We start from the raw sequence: 24,160 nt of genomic DNA, 5'->3' as shown, positions 1-24,160 counted from the left end.
GGAGAAACGTTTATGCAAGGTATAAGTATATCAGGGCAAGATGCATGGTCTTCTATTATAGTATCGTTCGCTATTTTCATCATTATATGGGGTCTGATTCCAGGCTTAACTATAAAGTATGTATGTAAAAGTCAAACACTAGGTATAGCAAGTTTTTTTGTTGGTATTGCCTATGGGGTTAAAGCAGGTCATTTCCTTATTTAAATACGATTTGGTGTAAGTAAGGAAGCTTGGACCGCTATTAGCTAAGTGGGAATTCCTTTTGTTTCCTGTTATTTTTTTAGAGCAATTCTCCATAATAACAGTTAAAGAGGTGAATCCGATGACAGATAACAATGTTGGGTTTGGAGTTAGCGGAGGCGAAGAGACTAGAAAAAAATCTACTGTTTCTAGTGAAGCTCCTATATCTAATGATGTACAACAAAATCAGAAACAAGATAACTACGAAAAGCTTAGCCACCAACTAAATTCATTATCTGATGATGAATTTAGAGCAGATCGTGATGAAGATTAAGGATTTCCTATCAAAAAAGAATATTTAAATTAAATAAAGTATTATGAAAGTAAACTAATTGGATTCCATGACTTTAACGTGATAGCATTAACTACTGGTACAAACATACCACTTGACTATTTTGACATGCTATCTTGTCAAAGTTCTTAGTTATTTCTTTGATAACTGAGAATCCATTTGTAACCTTTAAGTAGAGATATAAAGGTAATCCTTCACTTTAATAAGTGAAGGATTTTTTTTATCATTTCGTAATCGTTTGATTGTTTGAATTAACGATGGTAAAACAGATACATTGTATACAATGTAAACGTCGTCATGTATAATGTAACTTATTCTTAGTTGAAAACTTGAATGAGCAGGATAGACATACTCGAGATAAGCGGAGGCATACACCAGTGTCTAAGAAAATACATAATTTTAATGATATTATCCGAAAGCTGCGCAAAAAACTTTTTGGAAAAGGTCCAGAACGAATTCATACTGTATTTGTTCAAAATATGGCTATTTCAACTTTGTACGGCAACTTAAGGCCAGCTGAACAATTTATCGCGAGAACAACCGAAGGTAAAGAGACGATACATATGGCAAGAACGAAGCTTATTCAAAACCTTTATGCTTCATCTCCTCCAGAGGGACTTGAAGACTTGTTAGGAGCTAAGCTGAAGTACTTATTTTCTGATATCAAAGTAGAAGAAGATATCGCTGTGTTTGTGTTTGAAACCAATATTCAGTAGAACAACGTAAAATACATAATTTAATTAAATGAAAGAGAAGTAGGATCTGCTTGTTTTTTATTTGGTTTTATTATAGATAATGATGACTGATATACTGTAAAGAAAGTGCAGGATTATTAGGCAGCATTCAAAAACCTTGTGTAAAAGGTGTTTTTGAATGCTGCCTTTTTTAATTAAGGAGGAGTTTTATGGCATTTCACAAGCCGGATAAAATGTTAAACATCGCTTTAGAAGCAGGGATTTCAAAAACGAAGCTATCCCTTTGTTCCATTCTCATGCTTGGATTTTTAGGTGGCGCGTTTATTGCGCTTGGTTTTTTACTAGATGTGCGCTTAATTGGTAATTTACCAGCTGAATGGGGAAGTTTATCGAATCTTTTAGGAGGGGCCGTCTTTCCTGTAGGTCTTATGCTGGTCGTACTTGGGGGAGCGGAGCTTATTACAGGGAATATGATGTCTGTTTCCATTGCCCTGTATGCAAGAAAAATTTCACTTCGTCACTTGCTTCATAACTGGTTTTGGGTCACGCTTGCTAACTTTTTAGGTGCCGCATTTATTGCATATTTCTTTGGACATATTGTAGGTTTAACAGAAACAGGGCCTTTTTTAGATAAAACGGTAGCAATTGCTCAAGCTAAAATTGATGAATCGTTTTTTAAAACGCTTATTTCCGCTGTGGGCTGCAACTGGCTTGTATGTTTAGCTATTTGGCTTTCATACGGTGCTGAAGATGTTACGGGGAAAATTCTTGGTATTTGGTTTCCGATTATGGCATTTGTTGCGATTGGCTTTCAGCACGTTGTAGCCAATATGTTTATTATTCCCGCTGCTATTTTTGCAGGTCACTTTACTTGGTTTGATTTTATGACAAATATTGTCCCTACCTTTATTGGAAATATGATAGGTGGAGCTGTATTTGTAGGTCTTATTTATTTTTCTTCTTATCAACAGAAACAAAAAGAACAATTTAAAAAAGCTTCTTAAGCGGTTTTATCAGTTGTCATTAAGAAAAAGCAGTCTCTTAGTAAAGAGGCTGCTTTTTTGATAGTGAAAGGTGAAAAATGTATTTTTAACAATTTATGTATGATAACATATAAATCAATTAAGGTTGGGTAAACGTTCAAATTCGTTTTTTTATTTTCATAATAATATTATGGTTAACTATATGGTAAGGAATACATTCGCAAGGGAGATAAAGAAATATTGAATATTGGTATAGGATTGATTCTACTATCTGTCGCACTACTATTTCTTATATCAGGAATGTTTTTACACAAAAAGAGAAAAAAGGTATGTAGCAACAGTTTGCTAATCGCAGGAACATTGATTTTATCAGCAGGTCTATTATTAATCACTGGTTTATATGATCCGTATGCAAATCATATTTAATAACTTACTAACGGAGAGTGAAGAAATTGAAGTTCATGGTTGCTGTTTTATTGATTATATTTGGCAGCATTTTAGTTGGGTTGACTAGTAACAGGCTCGGCTCGATAGGTAATAACATCATGCATTTAGCTGGAATTGGGTGCCTTATAGCAGCTATTTTTATAGTAAAAGGCAAAAAAGATACCAAACGCCGTACAAAAAAGGAATGCGATGTTTAATCACGCATTCTTTTTTGATGTGAGCAGCTCTAGGTCTTTGTCGTCCACTTTTTCTTACGAATATTATAAAATAGAAAGTAACAGCGATACATACAGCAGTAAGGTGGTATTTAACAATGAAACAATCTAACAAAACGATTGGTATTGCAGCGCATGTGGATGCAGGAAAGACTACGTTTTCCGAACAGCTTCTTTATCATACAAAAAGTATTAAACAGCGAGGAAGAGTCGACCACAAAGACTCTTTTCTTGATACCCATACAATTGAAAAAGAACGAGGAATTACGGTGTTTGCCGATCAAGGAACTTTTTCATATAACGGTTCTACTTATTATTTAATTGATACGCCGGGCCACGTCGATTTTTCACCTGAAATGGAACGTTCTATTCAAGTGATGGACTATGCGATTGTTATCTTAAGTGCAGTAGAAGGAGTCGAAGGCCATACAGAAACCGTTTGGCAGCTGCTTCAAAAACATCGTGTGCCCGTATTCTTTTTCATCAATAAAATCGATCGTGTAGGAGCAGATCCTGAACGTGTTATAAACGATATTAAACATAACTTAACCCCTGATGTTTATGACATAACGTCAGAGCTTATAGGTGGCTCGTTAAGTGAGGAACTTATTGAATTTATAGCTGAAAAAGATGAAGAGCTTTTAGATGCATTTATGGAAGGCAAGAATGATCAAGCTGATTGGAGAGCGGCTATGCAAAAGCTTATTCAAACCAATCAGCTTTTCCCGTGTGCTTGTGGCTCAGCTTTACAAGATATCGGCATTGAAAGTTTTTTAGAGAAGCTCGATTTGTTAACAGAAACGCGCTACTCGAAGGAAGAAGCATTTTCAAGTCGTGTATATAAAATTCGGCACGATGAAAACGGCATGCGCATCACGTTTATCAAAGCTCTTAGCGGGACACTGCAAGTGCGTGATGAAGTGGCTTATGAAAAAAACGGAGAGCTATACGAAGAAAAAATTACTCAAATTCGCGCTTATAACGGAAGCACATTTAAAAACGTTAATGAAGGTTCAGCTGGCGAACTTTTTGCAGTTACAGGATTGTCTTCGGCATCGATTGGAGACGGTATTGGAACGTTAAAAGAAAGCCGATCCTACGAACTTTTGCCTACGTTAAAATCAAAAGTTGTTTTTGAGCCTTCTGTTCATCCAAAAGAAGGAATTAAACTTTTTCGATTATTAGATGCTGAAGACCCTTCTTTACATGTGACGTGGGAAGAAAGGACTCAAGAACTTCATATTCATGTAATGGGATCAATTCAGCTTGAAGTTCTCGAAAAACTGATAAAAGAACGTTTTAATATAAACGTACAGTTTGAAGAACCAGAAATTTTGTACAAAGAATCCATTCAAAATACAGTGATGGGCTACGGGCATTTTGAACCGTTGAAACACTATGCAGAAGTTCATTTGAAAATAGAAGCAGCGGAACGAAACAGCGGAATTACTTTTGAAAATGCTTGTCACACCGACGATTTATCCGTGGGGTATCAAAATCTAGTCCGTCAGCATGTATTTGAAAAGCCGCATCATGGTTTGCTGACAGGTTCGCCTATTACTGATATAAAAGTGACGTTGTGTACCGGACGAGCTCACAACAAGCATACAAGCGGAGGAGATTTTAGAGAAGCAACGTACCGTGCACTGCGACAAGGATTAGAAAAAGCAGAAAATATTGTGTTAGAACCATATTATGATTTCAAAATTAAAGTAGATATTGATCAAATGGGGAGGGTATTAGCTGATGTTCAAAGTGCACATGGCCGCTTTGATGCTCCTCAAACAACCGAGAATAAAGCGATTATTACAGGAAAAGTTCCTGTTGCTACTTTTATGAACTACGGTTCGACGCTAGCATCTTTTACGCATGGAAAAGGAGCGATGTCTCTATTATTCGGAGGGTATGAACGCTGTCATAATGAAGAAGAAGTGATTGAACGAATCCACTACAATAAAGAGGCAGATCCCGAATACAGCTCATCGTCCGTCTTTTGCTCAAAAGGACAGGGCTATGCGGTTCCTTGGAAAGAAGCAGAGGAAAAAATGCACTGTTTATAAAAAGCACTGTAGCGACTGCTACAGTGCTTTTTCGTAATAGGCTTTCATTAGTTATTCTCTTCATATCTTTACAATAAAAACCACATTATAGTATAGTTTACTTTACTTATATCTCTAAAAAAGAGGTGATAAAAACGTGGATGCTACTGTTAAAACAACTAAAAGTGGGATAATAGGTGGGATTCTTGGAGGAATTTCACTTTTATATGTCATTATTAATACTTTATTGATCCTTAACTTTTTTACAGGACTTATTGTGGCTGAAAAGCTTCAAGGACTGCCTATTATCGCACCTATCTTTTTAGTTCCGCTCATGATTGTTCCTGCAATTATTGGTTTCTTTATAAAAAAAGACAAGCTCTGTCTATGGGCTATTATTTTAAATATCATCTTGTTTCTTGTACCAATTGGCTACCACGTCATCGGTACATTAGTATTTGGCCCTTAATTTTAAAAAACGAACAAACTTTATATTGAAGTTTGTTCGTTTTTTTATATCATATAACTTTCTATAACCACTATTGAGCCGGAGCAGTAGCTGTACTGCTGTTTTCGTCTTTCACCATCATCCTTACGCCTTGTACAACCGCAATTCCTTCCCACTTATTAAGATCAGGTTCAAGAAATTCTAAAGCAAACGTGTGGGGACGTAACGACAGAAAAGAAGAGAGTGTGCGGACTTGAATGATAGAAACGCCGGAACGCAAAACGTCGAATTTGCTTCTGTTATATTCCCCGTAATTTCATATGTATCGCCATCGTTTCTGATATAAAGATACTTCTTTTTAAAAAAAGTGAATTTTCGCTGAATCATGCCAACTTCATTTCCATAGTGATCTGAAATGATCAGCTCTGGCATAAGGGCAAACATTTTAGATTTACCTGTAAATACGATCTCTTCGTTTTTTTAAATCTCAAATTTATTAGCAATAGATAACTTATATGCGACATTTCCAATAACGTCTTGTGATTCATTATAAATAGGAGATTCACCTAACTCGAAAAACTTGTCTTGCAAGATAATCCCTTGTTTCTCCATTTAAAAACCTCCTTTAGAATATATTACCATATTTTACGCCAGTTGAGTTGTGACAAGATCATTTTCATCCCTTTTTTCATGAGTGTTACTAAATAAAGTTCATCCTTGCGTGCTGCTTGCAATGAACAGAATGAAAATAGTCTTCAAAGCTCATAATGTGTAAAGGAGACCTGCTTGTTATAAAACCAGGTGAACGTAAAGCAATTTGTTAGATATTCAAAGTGCACTATACATAAGGAGATGATACTTTATGCCTCAATGGCACCCGCATCGTGAACAAAAAAATTTACCTGATGAATTTGCTGTTAATCCGCTTTTTTCTCGACAAGGAGAAGTGACGATTCCAAGGCTTCGTATCGGTGATCAAGGTATGCTTCCAGAAACAGCTTATCAAATCATTCATGACGAAATTGCTTTAGACGGGAATGCCCGCTTGAATTTAGCTACGTTTGTCACTACGTGGATGGAGCCTGATGCAAAGCGTTTATACGGCGAATCTTTTGATAAGAATATGATCGATAAAGATGAGTATCCGCAGACAGCGGCTATTGAAGAGAGATGTGTACGTATTTTAGCGGATTTGTGGAACTCACCTAATCCTGATACAACGATGGGCGTTTCTACTACAGGCTCATCTGAAGCATGTATGCTTGGTGGACTGGCGTTAAAAAGACGCTGGCAGAAACTGCGTAAAAGTAAAGGGCTATCAACGGACCGCCCGAATATTGTATTTAGTTCATCGGTTCAAGTGGTGTGGGAGAAGTTCGCAAACTATTGGGATGTAGAGCCTCGTTATGTGAATATTAATCCAGATCATCCTTATTTAGATGCAGAAGGCGTCATTAATGCTGTTGACGAAAATACAATTGGCGTCGTACCGATTCTTGGAGTCACGTATACAGGAGTTTACGAACCAATTGCTGCTATCGCAAAAGCTTTAGATGAGTTACAGGAAAAAACAGGATTAGATATTCCTATTCATGTAGATGCTGCTTCTGGAGGTTTTATCGCTCCATTTCTTCAACCAGACCTTATCTGGGATTTCCGCTTGCCGCGAGTAAAGTCCATTAACGTGTCGGGACACAAGTACGGTTTAGTTTACCCTGGTTTAGGGTGGGTAATTTGGAGAGAAAAAGAGGACTTGCCTGAAGATCTTATTTTCCGCGTTTCTTATTTAGGAGGCAACATGCCAACTTTTGCGCTCAACTTTTCTAGACCAGGAGCACAAGTTCTTTTGCAGTACTACAATTTCTTGCGTTTAGGTAAAGACGGCTATTATGCTGTGCAAAAAACCTCACAAGAAAACGCGCTGTTTCTCAGCAAAGAAATTGGAGAAATGGAAGCATTCGAAATTCTTGCTGATGGTTCAGATATCCCGGTTCTTGCTTGGAAACTAAAAGAAGGATACACGCCAAACTGGACTCTTTATGACTTGTCTAGACAATTACGCACGTATGGATGGCAAGTGCCTGCTTATCCACTCCCAGCAGACATGGAAGAAATAACGATCATGCGCATTGTCGTTAGAAATGGATTTTCAAGGGACCTTGCTCATTTATTTATGGTTAATTTCAAACAAGCCGTTGAATTTCTTAACTCGTTGGATAGACCTGTTCTTAAAGACACGAAATACGACAATGGATTTCATCATTAACATCTGTTACGAAAACACAAAGCCGTGTTCTGAAAAAGGTACATGGCTTTGTGTTTTTTTATGCATAAAAGGATAATTTTTTCAAAAAATTCCATAAACAACACAAGAAAATATTCTTATATTTTCTTAATTTTGGTATAATAACCCCTAAGGTTTTATAGTTCTTTAGAATTATGTAAAACCTAAAAAAAGATAAAAAAAGGGGATAATAGTCTATGAAAATGTTGAAAGTTGCTTTTGGTATTCCATTATTAGCTATATTGCTGACAGCCTGTAGCGATGAGTCCAGTGAAAATGTATCGCAAAGAGAAGAGGCTACAGAGAAATCAACAGCGGTTCATACGAAAGAAAATGATAACAAAACGGCTGTAAAAGAATCATCGCCGAATACATTACAAACAAAAGCATCAACAATTAAAAAAGCAGTTAATTCTAAAGAAGCGGATCGCGATTACTTATTAAATGTAATGAATGGTTATCAGTATATCCAAGTAGGTGACAATCAGTATATTTACTATAGCATTAATCAAGAGCAAAATGTTTTTTGTATGATGGAAGTTAACTTTGACGCGAGTGGTGATTATGTAGAAAATATCAATTTTGTTGATAATGCTTCAGAAGAACAAATTGCTTTGCTTCAAAATCAAATACAAGAACAACAAAAGCAATTATCAGAACTCGAACAGCAGCAAATGGAAAAAGAATTAGATGATTACTATGCGCAGCTAGAAGAAGACCGACAAAAAGAAGAAGAGGCACAGGCCAAAGCTGATGCTGAAGCTGAAGCTCAGGCAGAAGCAGATCGTAAAGCGGAGGAAGAACGTTTAGCAGAAGAAGAGAAGAAACAGCAGGAGGAAGAGGAAGCTCAAGCAAAAGCGGATGAGGAAGAAGCTGATGCTGAAGCTTCTTTAGAAGATGAGGCGCAAACAGAATCAGAACCAGAGCAAGAAGAAGATACAGAAGCCCTTGAGGAAGAGGTACCAGCCGAACAAACAGTTTCCGAAGAGCAAGCTATCCAGCTAGTTCGTGAGCAACAAGACATATCTGAAGATTCACCTCTTCTTGTAGAATACGATCACGTTGACGATTCAGGAAACTATATTATCCATGTTTATGAAAGCGTTGTGGATAATGAAGAAACAGGAGAAGGACATACAGCTACACAAGGATGGTATCAAGTAAGTCCTAGCGATGGGTCAATTACTGATGTTACGGTAGACGGTTACTAATAAAATAAGCTGTTTATTAAACATAAAAAGAGCGACACATAACCTCAAAAGCAGCTATTATACTTTTGAGGTTTTAATTTCTGTTGGCTATAAATCGCAATAAAATGGAACTTTTTTGAAATTAAAACGTAGTAACTAAAGTATAGAAAAGTTTTTTGCTCTATCTTTCAAAAGAACAAAAAATGTAGATACTGATACTTTTAAATACAACCGATATATGGTTTATCTATGCTTCATTTTATAGTTCATTTCACTTTCGTAAAGAGAAAGTACATTATAAAACTAAACATCTTTTCCTTCACGGATATAAAAATAGTAAAAGATCTAGAGGATGACAGCCCCATTAAAAATGGCTGTCTTTTTTTGTCGGAATTTGAATATAGAATTATATGGTTATGTTAAAAGTTAAGTAGTATCATAGTCGTAGTTATAAAGTAATTACATGTGGTTAAAGGAGAGATTAGATGAAGAAAAAGGGTATCATCTCATTATTATCTGTAAGTTTACTAGTTTCCTCATTGTCAGTAAGCACAACTCAAGCAGCTGAGAATAACTATGAGTCTTCAAAGAAAATAATTGAAAGCCGACTGAAGTCTGATAAACCGTTAAATCATAATGTTATTAATCCCCATGCTCTAAGGGAAATTAAAGAACAGACTTTAATTTCATTAGAAATACCTAAAGGTTTTTCTACGAAAAAATTTAATACATCAAGTGCAAGTATTAAGGGCAGTAGTGGTCAGCCAATGTATGAAAGTGAGCCTAATGATGATTTCAAAATAGCAGATATACTACTAAACGAGAGAGTAACATTTGGGCAATTCGACGATACTCTTGATATAGATTTTTATAAGGTGAACGTATCTGGAAAAGGGACTTTACTAGTAGCGGGCGGAACAGACACTACTTCCAATATCGATTTACTATTTTTAGCAACTGAATATGAATATCAAGACCATGGTTATTTAGAATATTTAGGTTCTGAATATGATGATGGAGTGGAAGTGCAAGGATATAAAGTTAATAAAGCGGGCACGTATTACATACCTGTTTTAGATCTAAACGGAAATGATTATGATGCTATATATGGAATCTCTACTCAATTTGAAGCTGACAAAGATACTGTTGCGCCCAATAAACCTACTGTTAATAAAGTAGACAATAACGATAAAGTTATAACTGGTAAAGCGGAAGCAGGTTCAACTGTAACTGTTAATGTAGGTAAAAAACGGATTGGGTACGCAAAGGCAAGTTCAAATGGATCATTCTCTGTTAGTATTCCAGTTCAAAAAGCAGGCACTACGTTGAATGTAACTGCTAAAGATAGTGCGGGAAATGTAAGTAAACTTACCTATATAACAGTTGTAAAGGCTGACGTTACTCCACCAAACAAGCCAGCAGTTAATAAAGTAGATGATAATGATAAGGTTGTGACAGGAAAAGCAGAAACTAACTCTACCGTAACTATTAATATAGGAAAGAATCGAATTGGGTATGCAAAAGCAAATTCAAAGGGATTATTCTCTGTTAGTATCCCTGTACAGAAAAAAGGAACTAAATTAAACGTAACTGCTAAAGATGCTTCGAATAATGTAAGTAAAGTTACGTATGTAACTGTTGTGAAACATTAAAATTGATAAACTGTTTAGATTATCTGCGATGCATTGAGTGGTAAATCAATCTAATAATAATATAAGCAGACCAATTGTGTCTGCTTTTTTATTTAGTGTAAAATACATAATTTCGTAGTAAGTAAACTTATTTAGACCTAATTGAGGCCTAAAACTTTATTATTAATAAGGGAAGATTATAATGATGATTCCCTTATTGAGAGTTTATGGAATGAACGGGAACAAGGGGATAAGGAAAGAGCTAAATTATGTACCAAAGAGAACGGATTTTCATCCTCTCTTTAAAGAAAGCTGGTTTAAAGGGTATAGAGTGCTCTCATCTAAAATGATAATTTTCGATGAATATTCGAGATGTTCATTATAACAAAGCAGCAAATTATGATAAAAATCCACTAACAGACCGACATAAAAACTATTTTCCTCCGAAAACAAACCAGAGCGATTGATAAGAATATTTTCGTATTTTTTAACGATTCTTTGAGTTCTCTTTATAATTTTTACCGCATCTTTCATTTTATACATTTCATTTAACTCTTCCGCAAATATGTGGAGGTCTTTTTGTATTGCCTTTCTAAGCACTGCATTCATTTCTTTAATGTTCTGCGGTACTTCTTCCAGAACAAATTGCTTTATCATAATGAAATCAGACTGCACTGGCTCGTGCAGAAAGCTTAGGTAAATACGAAGAGTGTTATACGCATCATACATCGGATTGTGCTTTTTACCCTCAAACTGCAAATTATATAAAGCTAACCCATTTTCTACTGATACGTTATTTTTAGAAACACGCTTTGTAAAAATTGCTTGAAAATCAACATAACGCTGTTCTATTTTCTTTATAGTAGCAAGAGAGATTTCGTGCTTTTCTGCATCTATTTTTAAACGAGATAAATCGCTGGTAGACCAAGAGAAAAAACGGGATTTTTTAATTCCGCCAATCCAGGTTAAAAAGTCTTCAAAAACATTTTTAAAATTACTTGCACCGACTAAATCAGTATCTTTAATACCGGTTAACTCTGTGCAAAAGCGGCTTAAGGACACACGTTTTGTAGGTTGAATATAACGGTCAAAAAACTCAATGTTTTCTGTCTCGATATTGTACTTCACCGCGCCGAGCCGAATTGCTTCCATATCTTCAAACGGCATTCCTTTGTTTGAACACAGCATTTCAAAATCAAAAAAGATAAATTGTTTTACATCTGCCATATTCTATGCTCCTCTCTCTAACAGGTTATTATAAGGGAATAGCGGTGAAAGAGAAAGAACCAATAAATTCCAAACGATAAAAATAACAATTAATTATTTCAAAAGGCTAGGGGATGCTTATCAGTTTCTAGGTAGCGGAAAAGTTTTTGAAGCTCTTCGAGGGATATATAAACAGGAAGCTTTTTGTCTGATTTTGGCGCTTGGATGTCAGCAGTGAAGTCTGACTTCATATAATTTTCTTTTAAACGATATTGACTAAGTAGCTTGATATACGGCGTTGTAACGTTCTAAGCTTAATTCGATGTTAATTACTTAATTCTGTACAAAACGACGTACACTTGAAGATGTAAGGTCATCCAAATCAAGTGAGCGATTATTTTCTTATAGGAAGTCTTGATAAAGCCTTAAAGCAAACGAATAACCAAGACAAAGCGATAGGTGATATGTATTCCAAGGATCTAAGAGCAAGGGAGACCTCAATGGTTTTATTTCTTTTTCTAGTTTACATAATATATATTCTAGGAACCAATAGATAAAACGAAAATTCTGTCTCATTATAAAAGTATACTTATGATAGTGAGACAGAATTTAAAAAAATGAGATAGGGTTTGCCTTTATATGATTCAACTCACTAAACTAATTATCAACAAGATTTGTTCTAATTGAACAAATATGGATATGATTTTATAGAATGCATATTGATTTCACCAGATTGTTTTTGGGTTTGATCAGTTCGATTTATATTTATAGATTTTGAAAAATGAATGAGTTTACTTGTAGGATTTAGATTTTATACTCATTTATTTTTTCTCATCGTATTCTCAATGAACTCTTTGCAAATTGATAAAATCTGTTTATGTTTAATTTTTTAAGGATTTATTTGCTATAGAATGTATATCTTTCATTTAGTACATATGTTTGCATTAAATGGATTTTTATTCATTAACAAAAGTCAAAACCTCGTATTTTCTGTAATAAAATACATAAAATAGTATTTTTATTCTATCTGATTCCTTGTTAAAATTACTGAAAACCCCTTTCTTATCAGCTTTTTAGTGATTTTAGTTGTAGTTTCCTTTTTCATCGGGTATAATATTAAACAAATAGATGACGGTATAAATTGGATGTCATTATCCAGTTTTAAAGGAGCGATACTCATGAACATTACAATTTATTATGGAAATCATGAAGATAAAACAATTCATACAATGGATTGTCACGTAGATATCGATTTAGATGATGAAGATATGGTAGCTTTAACAGAAGCTCGTTAATGAATATATAAAAGGCTGTGGATGCTTTTCATCTGCAGCCTTTTATTTTTTGCTCTCCCTCTCCTCTTTAACTTATACTAACCGCTACGTTTTACAAACCTCAGTCACTTTTATTATAAAATTTCAAATTCTCCATTAACTTCTCTTTACTTTTCGACACTTTTTTTGTATCATTAAATAAGAACGTATGTTCGTTTTATTTTTATCGTATTGATGATCACAAGGAGTGTTTTTGAATGACGGTACGAAAAAGAAAAAGAAAGAAGCTCCCTCCTACCCTATCCAATACAGGCTTTATTGGAGCAACGTTTGCTGATACAGATGAATTAGCACGTAACGAATATCACTTCCCTCGTAAACAAATGAAAATTACCCATCATGTTTTAGATGCCTTGCTTCAAGGGGCAACGCACTTATTTCAACAGCATAAAGTTGAAGCTGCTATCTCATGCATCTATCTTCCTAAGTACAAGAAGATTGGCTTAGTCCTTTCTAAACAGCCTTTTGGCCGCAATGAAGGCATTGGGTATTTTATTAATTACTTAAAGGAAATCGGGCATATTGAGTGGGATGAAAAAACGAAAGACTACGAAATACATAATACGAGTTTTATCGGCGTGGTATTTGCAGATCTAGAAAAAATTGCTAAGTTCACCTTCGACTTTGAATTAGAATTGCTGTCAAAGTTCGTCAAAGACTTAATTATTCCCGCTAAAGAGCTTTTCTTGCAACATAATGTAAAAGCGTATCTCTCAGGCGTTGAAAATGAAGATCAGCATAAAGCAGGATTTGTTTTATCAATCAAGCCTTATGATGAACGTAAGGAAGCAGACTTATATTTTGTGGAATATTTAAAAGAACGTGGTTTATACGAAGAGGACGAGTCTGAAGAAGAGTTAGTACCTATTCATACAAAATGGAGCTTATTTAAATGACATACGTTATACCCGCTGTCTTAAGGAGACAAGCGGGTCTTTTTTTGCTTTTTTACTAAAACCCAAAACAAATTAGTAGCAAGTACTAATAGTTAGTAATATAATAATAGTAATGATAAAAAATCATTGATATCTATAATATAAGGAGTCGTTTTTATGATTCAACTAAAAGATTTAGTTCCAAGTGAACATTACAACTTAACAGAGGAAATCGAAAAACATGCATCCGATCAGCTTGCGTTAAAGTGGCAGGACGCTGACGGTGCACGTGAAGAAATTACATATAACCAGCTGTTAGCACAAGCAAATAAAGTGGCAAACGGGTTAACGGAGCTAGGATTAACAAAAGGCGATCACGTTTTGGTTATTGCGCCTCGCCTTATTGAATCGTACGCTATTTACTTAGCATGCTTGAAAGCAGGTATTATTGTAATTCCTTCTTCAGAACTATTACGCGCAAAAGATATCCAATATCGTTTACATCACGCTGAAGCAAAAGCGATTATTTCTTACCATCCTTTCTGCAATGAGATCGATAAGATTGAAAACTTCCCTACTTCTCTACAACATAAAATTACGTTTGGTGCTGATGTTACGTCATGGACGCGCTTAGAATCACTTACGGCGGATGCATCAGAACAGTTCCAAGCAGCTAAAACAACTAAGGATGATACAGCATTCCTTCCTTATACATCAGGTACAACAGGTCAGCCAAAAGGCGTTGTTCATACTCATGGATGGGCTTATGCTCACCTTCGTATCGCTGCTGCTGAATGGTTAGATATTAAAAAAGGCGATACGGTCTGGGCAACAGCAGGTCCTGGTTGGCAGAAATGGATTTGGAGTCCGTTTTTATCTGTACTCGGTCAAGGTGCAACGGGTATTATCTACAACGGACGTTTTGAACCTAAAAAGTTTTTAGAAATTTTACAGGATGAAAAAGTAAACGTACTGTGCTGCACGCCAACAGAATACCGCTTTATGGCTAAAATTGATGAGCTTGAACGTTTTGACCTATCTCACCTTCATAGCGCTGTATCTGCCGGTGAACCGCTAAATGAAGAAGTTATTAATGTGTTTAAAAAATATTTTAATATCCAAGTGCGTGATGGATACGGTCAAACGGAGAATACTCTTTTAATCGGTACATTAAAAGGTGTAAAAACAAAGATTGGTTCAATGGGTAAACCGATGCTTGAAGGATTTGTAGAAATCATTAATGAAGACGGCGAACCTTGTGAGCCTGGAGAAGTTGGAGACATTGCCGTTCGTAAAGACCTCCCTTCTCTTTTCAAGCACTACTATAAAGACATGGAGCGCACTGAGAAAACGTATAAAGGAAACTATTATTTAACAGGTGACCGCGCTTCTAAAGATGAAGAGAACTATTACTGGTTCCAAGGACGCGGAGATGATATTATTATCAGTTCTGGCTATACAATTGGGCCGTTTGAAGTTGAAGATGCGTTAATTAAGCATCCAGCGGTGAAAGAATGTGCCGTTGTAGCTAGCCCAGATGCTGATCGCGGCCATGTTGTAAAAGCATATGTTGTTCTTGTTGATCATGTAAAAACAACAGATGCAGGGTTTGTTAAAGAGCTGCAAAATCACGTAAAGGCTCTAACTGCACCTTACAAGTATCCTCGCGTAATTGAATTTATTAATGAATTGCCAAAAACTAATTCAGGTAAAATTCGACGTGTGGAACTTCGTGAACGCGAGCAACAAAAAGAATAATAAATGAAAAAAAGACGTATCTGTTAGGATACGTCTTTTTTTATTAGATAGAACGCTGTGAAGTACGAACATCTACTGTTAAAACACCGGTATTTACATTTGCATATGCTTTAATAATAACAGGATAATCTTTGTTGTTTGTGAATTTGAAATCAGGACCTCCCCATGATACGGTTGCATCTCTTCCAGCAGGCACATAACCTACATGTTTTGAATGATGAGACCTAGCTGTCACTTGTAGACCAGCCCCGTCAACGGCATTAAATAACGTAGAAGATGTTTGACAAATTCCTCCCCCAATTCCCATAACTAATTGTTTGTTGATAATTTCAGGAGCAGGCTGATAGCCTCTTTCTGCTGTACGTTCTCCAACTGTTTGATTGTAGGAAAAAGAATCTCCTGGTCCTAATACAACGTTATTAATCGCTTCTGCTGATAGCTGAACATTTCTATTTCTACTTGTATCACTTGGACGAAACCGCGTAGAATACGAAGCTAATGATACATCAGCAATTCCTTGAGCGGATGCTGCCGTTACATTTGGAGCGGTTTCGTAAATCGGAACCTTCACATCCAATTGTTTCGTATTTAAATTCTGCAGGTTTTTAACAAGCTCTGCTTCCTTTAAAATGATTTGTTTGGATCCGCCAGTCAACGCTCCATTTGCGTCCATTTTTATATTTTGCATAGGCGTATCAATCCCTTTTGCAAGCTCAGACGCTAATTGTTTAATTTCTTGATTGTATACGTCTTTATCCTGGTAATGCACCGGCTTGAATTCTTTCATTACTTGTCCTGTACGGGAATCCTTTAACTGATACGTCAGGTCTTCGACTTTAAGGACTGATTTTTTCTTTTTCTCAGCCTTTTTTTCCGGTTTTTTAGCTGCTTGTTTTTGTTCTATCGCAGCTGTTTGCTTTGCAGAATGGTTTGTATACATGCTGTATGCAATAAACGCACTCACAATTGTCGCGCCAAGCAAAAGCGCCCCTAAGACTTTCTTCATGTAATTGAATCCCCCCATATCTCGGCTTTACCTCAATATGTTTTTTCTATAAAAATATGTATACATTCATTTTATACAAACATCGTTAAAAAGACGATATGTCAAAGTGAATAATCACCATTTTTTATATTTTTTTCTTTATTCAACACATGAGGTAAAGCGGAATGATGTTCATAGACCCCATTTTTCTTATGAACTCAATAGAAAACAAATGTTGTATGCGTTTCCTATTATTACTATTCTTATATATAATAGCACGAAAATAAGAATTTTTTAACGAATTATGGTAATTATTTTTAAATTTTTCTGACAATTTTCGCGGTGTTGTTCATTTTTCTATGGACATCATACATGGTATAATGGTAAAAATGGAATTTGTTTTATGAGGAGGATTTACGCTTGACTGAACGTTATAGCAAAGAAGAGATTAGTCATCAGCTAGAAAGTATAGATCATGTAAAAGAAGCTCTTTTAAAATATAAAAACACCGTAATCGGTGAGAAATATGATTTGCTTCCCTACCACTTAACTTCAACAAAAGAAGCAATTTTAAAGACCATTCACGATAAAAACAGCTGCATTGTTAGCGATATCACAAAAGTACTTGGGCTCTCCCCTGGTGCTATTACCATTGTATTAAATCAATTAGAAGATGATGAGCTTGTAAATCGTATATATAAAAAGCAAAACCGCCGAAGCGTATGGGTAGAATTAACCGAAAAAGGCGAAAAAGTTGTCGAAGTATTACAAGCCACTCGTGTCGATTTTTGGTCAGATTTACTTTCACACTTATCAGAAGAAGAAAGAAATCAATACTTTCACATTATGAAAAAAATATCTCAAAAATTACAGCAAGAAACATAAAAAAAAGCGGCTTTTATAGCCGCTTTTTTTATGCATATGCTAACGCTTGTTTTTTCACTTCGTTTTTCAACACTTTTCCTACGCTGTTTTTAGGAAGTGAAGGAACAAATACAACCGTTGGCACTTTATATGGTGCTAGTCGTTCTTTACAGAAGTTCACTACGTCCTCTTCAGTTAAAGCAGATGCTTCTTGTTTCACAACAAATGCATATGGAACTTCGCCGTACACATCATCAGGCATGCCGACAACTGTCGCTTCTAACACGCCATCTGCTGCTAGGAGAACTTCTTCTACTTGATCTGGGTAGATGTTGTCTCCTCCATATACAATTACATCTTTATAGCGTCCTTCAATATAAAGAAATCCGTCTTCATCTAATCGACCTGCATCGCCCATCGCTAACCAGCCATCTTGTAAGACAGCGTTTGTTGCTTCTTCGTTTTGCCAGTAGCCTTTGAAAAGATAAGGGCTTCGTACAAGTACTTCACCTTTTTCTCCAGTTGGTACTTCTTGACGTGTATCCGGATCTACAATTTTCACTTCTACATGTGGAGCAGGTTTTCCAGCAGAGCTTACTTTCTTCCATCCCATTTGAGGATGCCATGAACTGATAATCCAAGCTTCTGTGCTTCCGTACCCTTGAGCTAAAATCATTCCGTTACGATCATATTGTTCGATTAAAGACTCAGATACTTTTGTTCCGCCTGACACAGCAAGTTTTAGAGGGAAATCATAGTGCTCTCCTTTTTCAAGCTCTTCTACGATGTATTTTAATGCCGGTGGTAGTGCAAACAGCATTTTAATGTTTTCTTTTTCAATGACCTCAATTACTTTAGCTGGATCTGTTTCTTCAGAACATACCATTGTGTTTCCTGTGTTAATACACATAAATAAAATGCTCATCGAACTCATGTGGAAGAATGGATGAACAAACAAATAGCGCATGCTTTTATCAATATTTGCACGTTCTTCCTGTCCGCCAGAATTTAAAAAGGCACTTACCGAGCCGTGTGCAATCATACATCCTTTTGATTTACCTGTTGTACCTGATGTGAACATCATCAATGCTAGATCTTCAGGAAGTACTTCAGGAAGTGCTTCTGGTGTGTTTGTGTTATACGCTGAGAATTGAGTTGTAAATTCTTTTGCATCCTCAATTTTTAACGTAAAGCTAAGTCCATCCGTTTGTTCCGCTTTTTCTAATACAGACGTAAATTCATTGTGGTGAATAATCGCTTTTAACTGTCCGCTCGTAATAATGCTATCAAGTTCATAAGGTGTCATGCTCTTACTTAATGGAACAACGACTGCTCCCACTTGTAAAATCCCCATTGTAACGACTGGGTAAGCAATGCTTGTATGAGCTAAAATACCAATACGATCTCCTTTTTGAATTCCTTTCTCTAAGAAGTAATGAGACAATTGATTTATTTTTTTATAAAATTCATTAAATGTATAACGCTCATTATGTTCAACTAGTGCTTCATGTTGAGGAGAAATCTCTGCACGTTCTGCGACTAAGTATTGTAATGTGTTCATTTTATCCTCTCCTTTGTCCGCTCGGACTAAATATTTCGTTCTTGAATATTTTAATGACTAAAACATAATAACAAAAAATTTTTCCGAAGTAAAAGTTTAAAATTATTAAAATGTGTTTATATAGGTTTTATCGGAAAATGTTAAAAGAGATACTATTTTTAAGAAGTGTTGTATTACCAAGGGTTTGAGAAAATTTTACAAAATTTAAATAGTTCAGACACTGGGTTTAACGAACTATTTTTTTCCTTTTTTTGTTTGTAAATTAGTTTTTATTTCTTGTTTTTCATTTTTTTAATATATTTTCTTACTTTCCCCTTATTCACCGGATTTTGAGCTCATTTATTGAATGAAAACGGTGAATATGAAACAATAATATATAAGTATTTGGATTTGAAAGGAGCAAATTTAGACATGAAAGTTCTTGTAATTGGTGCGAATGGTCAAGTAGGCAAACATATTGTAAACATTTTGAATGAAAGTGATGTGCACACTGTACGTGCGATGGTACGTAAAGAAGAACAAGCAAAAGAACTTGAAGCAAGAGGTATCGAAACGGCTTTTGCCAGCTTAGAAGGTACTGTTCATGAAATTAAGGAAGTGATGAAAGGCTGTGACGCCGTTATCTTTAGCGCAGGATCAGGCGGAAATACAGGCCATGATAAGACACTTTTAATTGATTTAGACGGTGCGGTAAAAGCGATGGAAGCTGCAGAAGATTTAGGTATTAAACGATTTGTGATGGTAAGCGCACTTCAAGCACATCACCGTGAAAACTGGAATACTTCATTAATTCCTTACTATGTAGCCAAACATTACGCAGATAAAATCTTAGAAGCAAGCGGATTAACATATACAATTGTTCGACCAGGCGGATTGTTAAACGAACCAGGGACAGGACGTGTAGATGCTGGAGAGAACAAAGAGCGCGGATCAATTCCTCGCGAAGATGTAGCGCGTGTTGTAGTGGAAACATTAAGTGAAGATCATACATTCGGACGTTCTTTTGATTTAGTTTCAGGTGATACGCCTATCACAGAGGCTATTCAATCTATTTAATATAAAAAAGCAGCGAATCCATATTCGCTGCTTTTTTATTTGTTATTTAACACATGTACTAAATGATAAATCACTTTTGCTGTCAGTCCCCATATAACCCAATCTTCGTAGTAATAAAAATGTTCTTCCATCTCTCTTGTTTGCCAATTATAATTTTCACCACCAATAATCGCGTCATAAGGAAAATTATGTTCGGGTTCTACTCTGAAATGAATATTGTGTATATCAGGTTTCGTACGCTGAAAAAAAGAAAGAGGCACGGTAAATACTTCTGCTACTTCCGAAGGATTCGGTCGAAGTTCAAGCGACTCATCAATAAAACCTACATAAGGATAAATAATCGTTCCGAATTGAGAAACAATATAATCTAAAGCTTGTACTTGCTGAATAGATTCAGGCGTAACCCCTAACTCCTCAGAGGTTTCACGGATAGCCGTTTCTTTTTCGTCTGCATCCGTCTTCTCAACACGCCCTCCTGGAAAACAAATTTCTCCGGGCTGTCTTCGTAAATCGAGCGCTCTTACCTCAAATAAAACATGTAGTTCCCCTTGTTTTTCAATAAGCGGAACAAGAATACCGAAGCGAGAAAACTGATCCATTCCAAGAATTGTCGGTATCCGATTTTCTAACTTAGCTATAATACGGGATGCATCCATACGTCCACTTCCTTTCACAAAATGAATTATCAAAAGAATAGCGAGTTATAAGCTACGATGTCAACTAGCCTGCAAAAGAAAGCTGTTATCTTTAGTATATGAAGAGTTCCATTCAATTGACACTACAATTGATAAAAATATATAACATGAATATAAATAAAACAGATAGCACCGGCTACCTGTCTTTTTGTTTTGTTTTTAACAACCCATAAATAAGTAAAAAGAATGCAACCACACTGATAAGCAATCCTCCTACTTGCTTATCAGTGAGTCCGAAACGAAGCTGAAGCCAAAAGATAACCAAGCAAATCAAAATGACGCTGGTAGCTAAATAAAAGTAAATGCTGTAGAAAAACGGATTCGTTCTTTTCCGTTTGTAGACAAGTAGTGAGATGCCTATATACGTACCCAATAGTGTGAGTAATACAACAACTTCCGTTAATGTTCTCACCGCATTCTCCCCTCTCCCTTTTTTCTTCTATACCCTGTTTCTTCTTTCATCAAAAGGAAATTTAACTAAGGTGTTTACAAAAAACCGCCTTATGGCATAAGGCGGTTTCCTTCAATACGCTTTATCCTGGTTTGTATTATATATCAAGAGCAAAGGTAATGACTGCTTCACAAGCTAACTCGCTGTCTACAAATGCTTTTCCTTTTCCTCTTACAATCTTTCCGCGCTGCTTGAGAACCTCAAATTCTAAACGTAGTGTATCTCCTGGCCTTACTTGACGCCTAAAACGACATTCGTCTATTCCTGCTAAAAAAGCAAGTCTTCCTTTTTGTTGGTCATCCGCAGCCATGGCAAATCCACCGAGCTGAGCAAGAGCTTCGACGATAAGTACCCCTGGCATTACCATATAGTCGGGGAAGTGGCCTTGGAAAAAAGGTTCATTTGCTGTTACTTGTTTAATCCCTATCGCAAGCTTTCCTTCTTCTTGCTCTAAGATGCGATCAACAAGTAAAAAAGGATAGCGGTGTTGAATGGTATGTTTTATTTGTTTTATATCTTTCATATGTATCGCTCCTTTTTCTTATAATAAGGGGTCCTTGCCGTCAAATGCAGGAAACGTATCTGGATGAAGGAGCGGCGCGAGTTTTTTTAACCCTAACAGCAACCTAGGTGAAGGACGACAATACAGCCATTCTTCTAGTACATATACGCGATGTTCTTTTATGGCAGACATGTCAGACCAGTTCGGTCTCTTGTGTAAAATCTTTGGATTCACTTTGTTTGTCTGTACGCCCACCCAAGCCAAACACACATGAAGTGGATTGCGTTTGAGCACTTCTTCCCAATCACTCTGTACATTTGCTTCTTTATGATCAGCAAATATATTTTCTCCTCCCGCTAACTCACTAATTTCAGTCAGCCAGTTTGCTTTGCCAGGAGTAAAGACAGGTTTTGGCCACCATTCCCAGTATACAGTGGCTTTTTCGTCAATTTGATTTGCAATCCCTTTATATGTAGAAAGAAACTGATCATAACGCTTTAACAGTTCAGCTGCTTTTGTTTCAATGTTTAATCGCTGACCTAAATCCTGTAGATTTTGACGAATATCCTCTAGTGAATTAGGGTTATACACGACGTAAGGAAGCTTTCGTTTTTTTAGTTCTTCAATGTTTCGCTCCATTCCTGGAACGCTTAGTGATGCTAGAACTAAATCTGGTTTAGCTTCTTCCACCGCATCCATATTAATCGATAAATCAGGACCTAAACGCGGCAGACCTCCAATAGACTGCGGCCAATCGGAATAATCATCTAGTGCTACAAGCAAATGTTCACATCTTAAATATGCTATTAGTTCTGTATTGCTTGGACAAAGCGAAACAATTCGCATAGTTCCCCTCCTGCATTCATTTCTTTTTTTCTATTATACAATAGATATACATATAAAAAGCAGAGACTTTCACTGAAGTCCCTGCTTGTGGTGCTCTTTCTTATCCGCCCATCGCGTGATAAAAGAAACCTAAACAGCCAAGTGAACTAATGCTTGTAGTTAAAATGCCGATTGAAAGCAACACCTGTCCGTCTTTTTTTGTTTGTATCGCAGCATATAATAAAAAGCTAAACAGGTGCCAAGAATAAAAAGCTAAACAGGTGCCAAGAAGTAAATAAATAGCCCATATGTAAGGTAGATTCTTTAGCTGAAAGATGTATCCTTGATTAAATAATAAACAGTAAATAAAAAAAAGATTTACGATAAAAAATATAGGAAGTACACTTTTCTTCATCTATTAAACCCTCTTCTATTCTTTATTTTCTGCTATAGTTGCTCTGTTTTGATTTCTCAGTTCATCCCGTATTTCACGTAAATATTGATTTCTCTCTTTCATTCGCTTTAACACTATAACGATAACAGCTATAATACCAGCAATGATTCCTATATAAAGAACTCCAAACACTAAGATAGGTACTACACCCCAAAGCTCCATCTCATTCCTCCTATTTTCTGGTTATTACCTTATTTTACCGTATTTTGTAAAGTTGTCACGTCTTTTATCCATGAAAAAGGGAGTTTGAATATACATTCAAACTCCCTAAAGAGATAATAAAAAATAATATTTATTATAGCGCTTTGCTTTTGACACTCGCTCCCGTTCCGAAAAACTTATCAAAAATTTGATAAAGAGCAGACAGGCCAACTAACCAATAAATCGTTGTTACTAACCAATCCCAAGAGCCAAATAGCTCTTCTACTACATTCACGCCTAATGCTACAGCTAACCAATTTAAACCGCCTAAAATCACAAGAAGAGTCGTTAAACCTGAAAGAAATTTCACGTTGTCACCTCCTTGCGAACTGCATTAGGAAAAGCAGCTCATGTTACATCTTATGCGCTGTATAGATCAGTATATGCATAGGCGCTATGTAAAATAGTTATAAAGAATATGTGATTTATTCTTTTTTATTTTCTTATTGTGCAGCTGCAGCTTTCCCAATTTGCTTAATCGTTTCTACATGCATCGCTTCGTGATAGAAGCTGAATAAAAACGTTTCGCCAACTGTTGTAAAGTTGATACCCGCTTTATTTGTAAAAGGTGTGATTAACTGCTTATCAAACTGCCCGGGCATGAACTCTTTAATACGATGTGCTTGATCTTTCAACACATTCGCAATTTCTTCAAGAGAAGGGGCAGCCTCCGTCCAATCGGCAGGTTTTGTTCCTGCGCCAAAAAAGCTTTCATAACTCTCTGGCGTTTGCATCGGTTCACCAGCTAAGCCAAACACAAGCTTTTCTTGAATAAAGGCAATATGTCCAAGATTCCAGCGGATATTGTTATTGAATCCTTTTGGTGTGAGGTCCGCTGCCTCTTCTGTTGTTTTTTCAAGGATACTGATCGTAATCCCTCTTACAACGTCCATATGTTTTAAAATCATGTTTTCCATCGTCTAATCTCT

27 protein-coding genes are annotated in these 24,160 nt (G+C 36.1%); 14 read left to right on the top strand and 13 right to left on the bottom strand.

Annotated features, from left to right (window positions below):
• Positions 1-12: 12 nt before the first annotated feature.
• The 7 genes from ACN6NE_RS24030 (at position 13) to ACN6NE_RS24000 (ending at position 5,380) form a co-directional block, all read left to right on the top strand.
• The gene (locus ACN6NE_RS24030) at positions 13-204 is read left to right on the top strand and encodes a hypothetical protein (RefSeq protein ID WP_025751820.1); all 192 of its coding nucleotides are present in this window, start codon (positions 13-15) and stop codon (positions 202-204) included.
• A gap of 118 nt (positions 205-322) precedes the next feature.
• Complete coding sequence (locus tag ACN6NE_RS24025; RefSeq protein ID WP_028408436.1) at positions 323-514, top strand: hypothetical protein; 192 nt, start codon at positions 323-325, stop codon at positions 512-514.
• Between the two features lie 395 nt (positions 515-909).
• On the top strand, positions 910-1,248 hold the full coding sequence (locus ACN6NE_RS24020; protein ID WP_129709473.1) for a Na-translocating system protein MpsC family protein: 339 nt from the start codon (positions 910-912) through the stop codon (positions 1,246-1,248).
• A 188-nt stretch (positions 1,249-1,436) separates the two neighbouring features.
• Positions 1,437-2,231, top strand: a complete 795-nt coding sequence (locus ACN6NE_RS24015; protein WP_129709471.1) for a formate/nitrite transporter family protein — start codon at positions 1,437-1,439, stop codon at positions 2,229-2,231.
• 440 nt (positions 2,232-2,671) lie between these two features.
• The gene (locus ACN6NE_RS24010; RefSeq protein ID WP_474327758.1) at positions 2,672-2,854 is read left to right on the top strand and encodes a hypothetical protein; all 183 of its coding nucleotides are present in this window, start codon (positions 2,672-2,674) and stop codon (positions 2,852-2,854) included.
• 116 nt (positions 2,855-2,970) lie between these two features.
• Positions 2,971-4,932: a GTP-binding protein gene (locus ACN6NE_RS24005; protein WP_474327695.1), complete on the top strand. Its 1,962-nt coding sequence runs from the start codon at positions 2,971-2,973 to the stop codon at positions 4,930-4,932.
• 136 nt (positions 4,933-5,068) lie between these two features.
• Positions 5,069-5,380, top strand: a complete 312-nt coding sequence (locus ACN6NE_RS24000; protein WP_129709465.1) for a hypothetical protein — start codon at positions 5,069-5,071, stop codon at positions 5,378-5,380.
• Between the two features lie 70 nt (positions 5,381-5,450).
• Here the strand turns inward: ACN6NE_RS24000 and ACN6NE_RS23995 are convergent, their stop codons facing one another.
• Positions 5,451-5,639 carry a hypothetical protein gene (locus ACN6NE_RS23995; RefSeq protein ID WP_474327693.1) on the bottom strand — a complete coding sequence of 63 codons (189 nt, stop codon included), beginning with the start codon at positions 5,637-5,639 and terminating at the stop codon, positions 5,451-5,453.
• A 200-nt stretch (positions 5,640-5,839) separates the two neighbouring features.
• Positions 5,840-5,971, bottom strand: coding sequence for a hypothetical protein (locus ACN6NE_RS23990; RefSeq protein WP_474327691.1), 132 nt, complete (start codon positions 5,969-5,971; stop codon positions 5,840-5,842).
• A gap of 250 nt (positions 5,972-6,221) precedes the next feature.
• On the opposite strand from ACN6NE_RS23990, the gene gad reads away from it, so the two are divergent.
• The 3 genes from gad to ACN6NE_RS23975 all read left to right on the top strand — a co-directional run bounded on the left by gad (position 6,222) and on the right by ACN6NE_RS23975 (position 10,485).
• Positions 6,222-7,625, top strand: coding sequence for a glutamate decarboxylase (gene gad, locus ACN6NE_RS23985; protein ID WP_474327689.1), 1,404 nt, complete (start codon positions 6,222-6,224; stop codon positions 7,623-7,625).
• A 215-nt stretch (positions 7,626-7,840) separates the two neighbouring features.
• Complete coding sequence (locus tag ACN6NE_RS23980) at positions 7,841-8,854, top strand: hypothetical protein (protein ID WP_474327687.1); 1,014 nt, start codon at positions 7,841-7,843, stop codon at positions 8,852-8,854.
• Positions 8,855-9,318: 464 nt separating this feature from the next.
• Positions 9,319-10,485, top strand: coding sequence for an Ig-like domain-containing protein (locus ACN6NE_RS23975; RefSeq protein WP_129709457.1), 1,167 nt, complete (start codon positions 9,319-9,321; stop codon positions 10,483-10,485).
• A 270-nt stretch (positions 10,486-10,755) separates the two neighbouring features.
• Here ACN6NE_RS23975 and ACN6NE_RS23970 read toward each other — a convergent pair whose 3' ends face one another.
• Entirely contained in the window at positions 10,756-11,691 is a 936-nt protein-coding gene (locus ACN6NE_RS23970; RefSeq protein WP_474327685.1) for a 3'-5' exonuclease, read from the bottom strand.
• Positions 11,692-13,201: 1,510 nt separating this feature from the next.
• Between ACN6NE_RS23970 and ACN6NE_RS23965 the strand changes: the two genes are divergently transcribed.
• A complete protein-coding gene (locus ACN6NE_RS23965) occupies positions 13,202-13,900 on the top strand; it encodes a hypothetical protein (RefSeq protein ID WP_474327683.1) in 699 nt (232 codons plus the stop codon).
• Positions 13,901-14,056: 156 nt separating this feature from the next.
• The gene (mbcS, locus tag ACN6NE_RS23960; protein WP_474327681.1) at positions 14,057-15,637 is read left to right on the top strand and encodes an acyl-CoA synthetase MbcS; all 1,581 of its coding nucleotides are present in this window, start codon (positions 14,057-14,059) and stop codon (positions 15,635-15,637) included.
• Positions 15,638-15,680: 43 nt separating this feature from the next.
• Here mbcS and ACN6NE_RS23955 read toward each other — a convergent pair whose 3' ends face one another.
• Positions 15,681-16,643 (bottom strand): VanW family protein, encoded by a 963-nt coding sequence (locus ACN6NE_RS23955; protein WP_129709449.1) that lies wholly within the window; start codon positions 16,641-16,643, stop codon positions 15,681-15,683.
• Between the two features lie 399 nt (positions 16,644-17,042).
• Between ACN6NE_RS23955 and ACN6NE_RS23950 the strand changes: the two genes are divergently transcribed.
• Positions 17,043-17,507, top strand: coding sequence for a MarR family winged helix-turn-helix transcriptional regulator (locus tag ACN6NE_RS23950; protein WP_129709447.1), 465 nt, complete (start codon positions 17,043-17,045; stop codon positions 17,505-17,507).
• Between the two features lie 28 nt (positions 17,508-17,535).
• Here ACN6NE_RS23950 and ACN6NE_RS23945 read toward each other — a convergent pair whose 3' ends face one another.
• The gene (locus tag ACN6NE_RS23945) at positions 17,536-19,047 is read right to left on the bottom strand and encodes a class I adenylate-forming enzyme family protein (RefSeq protein WP_474327678.1); all 1,512 of its coding nucleotides are present in this window, start codon (positions 19,045-19,047) and stop codon (positions 17,536-17,538) included.
• Between the two features lie 411 nt (positions 19,048-19,458).
• Here ACN6NE_RS23945 and ACN6NE_RS23940 point away from each other — a divergent pair, with 411 nt between their 5' ends.
• Positions 19,459-20,103 carry an SDR family oxidoreductase gene (locus ACN6NE_RS23940; protein WP_014459986.1) on the top strand — a complete coding sequence of 215 codons (645 nt, stop codon included), beginning with the start codon at positions 19,459-19,461 and terminating at the stop codon, positions 20,101-20,103.
• A gap of 35 nt (positions 20,104-20,138) precedes the next feature.
• Here the strand turns inward: ACN6NE_RS23940 and ACN6NE_RS23935 are convergent, their stop codons facing one another.
• The 8 genes from ACN6NE_RS23935 to ACN6NE_RS23900 all read right to left on the bottom strand — a co-directional run bounded on the left by ACN6NE_RS23935 (position 20,139) and on the right by ACN6NE_RS23900 (position 24,148).
• Positions 20,139-20,759, bottom strand: coding sequence for an NUDIX hydrolase (locus tag ACN6NE_RS23935; RefSeq protein WP_129709443.1), 621 nt, complete (start codon positions 20,757-20,759; stop codon positions 20,139-20,141).
• A 175-nt stretch (positions 20,760-20,934) separates the two neighbouring features.
• Positions 20,935-21,210: a hypothetical protein gene (locus ACN6NE_RS23930; RefSeq protein WP_016764214.1), complete on the bottom strand. Its 276-nt coding sequence runs from the start codon at positions 21,208-21,210 to the stop codon at positions 20,935-20,937.
• 136 nt (positions 21,211-21,346) lie between these two features.
• Positions 21,347-21,772: a 3-hydroxyacyl-ACP dehydratase FabZ gene (gene fabZ, locus ACN6NE_RS23925; RefSeq protein WP_474327675.1), complete on the bottom strand. Its 426-nt coding sequence runs from the start codon at positions 21,770-21,772 to the stop codon at positions 21,347-21,349.
• Positions 21,773-21,790: 18 nt separating this feature from the next.
• Positions 21,791-22,597 (bottom strand): cobalamin-binding protein, encoded by an 807-nt coding sequence (locus ACN6NE_RS23920; protein WP_474327673.1) that lies wholly within the window; start codon positions 22,595-22,597, stop codon positions 21,791-21,793.
• Between the two features lie 100 nt (positions 22,598-22,697).
• Positions 22,698-22,991, bottom strand: coding sequence for a hypothetical protein (locus tag ACN6NE_RS23915; protein WP_474327671.1), 294 nt, complete (start codon positions 22,989-22,991; stop codon positions 22,698-22,700).
• A 15-nt stretch (positions 22,992-23,006) separates the two neighbouring features.
• Positions 23,007-23,192 carry a hypothetical protein gene (locus ACN6NE_RS23910; RefSeq protein WP_013083262.1) on the bottom strand — a complete coding sequence of 62 codons (186 nt, stop codon included), beginning with the start codon at positions 23,190-23,192 and terminating at the stop codon, positions 23,007-23,009.
• Positions 23,193-23,325: 133 nt separating this feature from the next.
• A complete protein-coding gene (locus ACN6NE_RS23905; protein WP_013057146.1) occupies positions 23,326-23,541 on the bottom strand; it encodes a DUF378 domain-containing protein in 216 nt (71 codons plus the stop codon).
• A 133-nt stretch (positions 23,542-23,674) separates the two neighbouring features.
• A complete protein-coding gene (locus tag ACN6NE_RS23900; RefSeq protein ID WP_129709437.1) occupies positions 23,675-24,148 on the bottom strand; it encodes a DinB family protein in 474 nt (157 codons plus the stop codon).
• Positions 24,149-24,160: the final 12 nt, after the last annotated feature.

It is taken from the genome of Priestia sp. 53B2 (assembly GCF_056099005.1).
This window is presented reverse-complemented; position numbering and strand designations above follow the sequence as displayed.

Coding starts and splice junctions, on each gene's coding strand:
- ACN6NE_RS24030 (WP_025751820.1), top strand. CDS start 13: ATGCAAGGTATAAGTATATCAGGGCAAGATGCATGGTCTTCTATTATA.
- ACN6NE_RS24025 (WP_028408436.1), top strand. CDS start 323: ATGACAGATAACAATGTTGGGTTTGGAGTTAGCGGAGGCGAAGAGACT.
- ACN6NE_RS24015 (WP_129709471.1), top strand. CDS start 1,437: ATGGCATTTCACAAGCCGGATAAAATGTTAAACATCGCTTTAGAAGCA.
- ACN6NE_RS24010 (WP_474327758.1), top strand. CDS start 2,672: ATGGTTGCTGTTTTATTGATTATATTTGGCAGCATTTTAGTTGGGTTG.
- ACN6NE_RS24005 (WP_474327695.1), top strand. CDS start 2,971: ATGAAACAATCTAACAAAACGATTGGTATTGCAGCGCATGTGGATGCA.
- ACN6NE_RS23990 (WP_474327691.1), bottom strand. CDS start 5,971: ATGGAGAAACAAGGGATTATCTTGCAAGACAAGTTTTTCGAGTTAGGT.
- gad (WP_474327689.1), top strand. CDS start 6,222: ATGCCTCAATGGCACCCGCATCGTGAACAAAAAAATTTACCTGATGAA.
- ACN6NE_RS23980 (WP_474327687.1), top strand. CDS start 7,841: ATGAAAATGTTGAAAGTTGCTTTTGGTATTCCATTATTAGCTATATTG.
- ACN6NE_RS23975 (WP_129709457.1), top strand. CDS start 9,319: ATGAAGAAAAAGGGTATCATCTCATTATTATCTGTAAGTTTACTAGTT.
- ACN6NE_RS23970 (WP_474327685.1), bottom strand. CDS start 11,691: ATGGCAGATGTAAAACAATTTATCTTTTTTGATTTTGAAATGCTGTGT.
- ACN6NE_RS23965 (WP_474327683.1), top strand. CDS start 13,202: ATGACGGTACGAAAAAGAAAAAGAAAGAAGCTCCCTCCTACCCTATCC.
- mbcS (WP_474327681.1), top strand. CDS start 14,057: ATGATTCAACTAAAAGATTTAGTTCCAAGTGAACATTACAACTTAACA.
- ACN6NE_RS23955 (WP_129709449.1), bottom strand. CDS start 16,643: ATGAAGAAAGTCTTAGGGGCGCTTTTGCTTGGCGCGACAATTGTGAGT.
- ACN6NE_RS23945 (WP_474327678.1), bottom strand. CDS start 19,047: ATGAACACATTACAATACTTAGTCGCAGAACGTGCAGAGATTTCTCCT.
- ACN6NE_RS23940 (WP_014459986.1), top strand. CDS start 19,459: ATGAAAGTTCTTGTAATTGGTGCGAATGGTCAAGTAGGCAAACATATT.
- ACN6NE_RS23935 (WP_129709443.1), bottom strand. CDS start 20,759: ATGGATGCATCCCGTATTATAGCTAAGTTAGAAAATCGGATACCGACA.
- fabZ (WP_474327675.1), bottom strand. CDS start 21,772: ATGAAAGATATAAAACAAATAAAACATACCATTCAACACCGCTATCCT.
- ACN6NE_RS23920 (WP_474327673.1), bottom strand. CDS start 22,597: ATGCGAATTGTTTCGCTTTGTCCAAGCAATACAGAACTAATAGCATAT.
- ACN6NE_RS23915 (WP_474327671.1), bottom strand. CDS start 22,991: ATGAAGAAAAGTGTACTTCCTATATTTTTTATCGTAAATCTTTTTTTT.
- ACN6NE_RS23910 (WP_013083262.1), bottom strand. CDS start 23,192: ATGGAGCTTTGGGGTGTAGTACCTATCTTAGTGTTTGGAGTTCTTTAT.
- ACN6NE_RS23900 (WP_129709437.1), bottom strand. CDS start 24,148: ATGGAAAACATGATTTTAAAACATATGGACGTTGTAAGAGGGATTACG.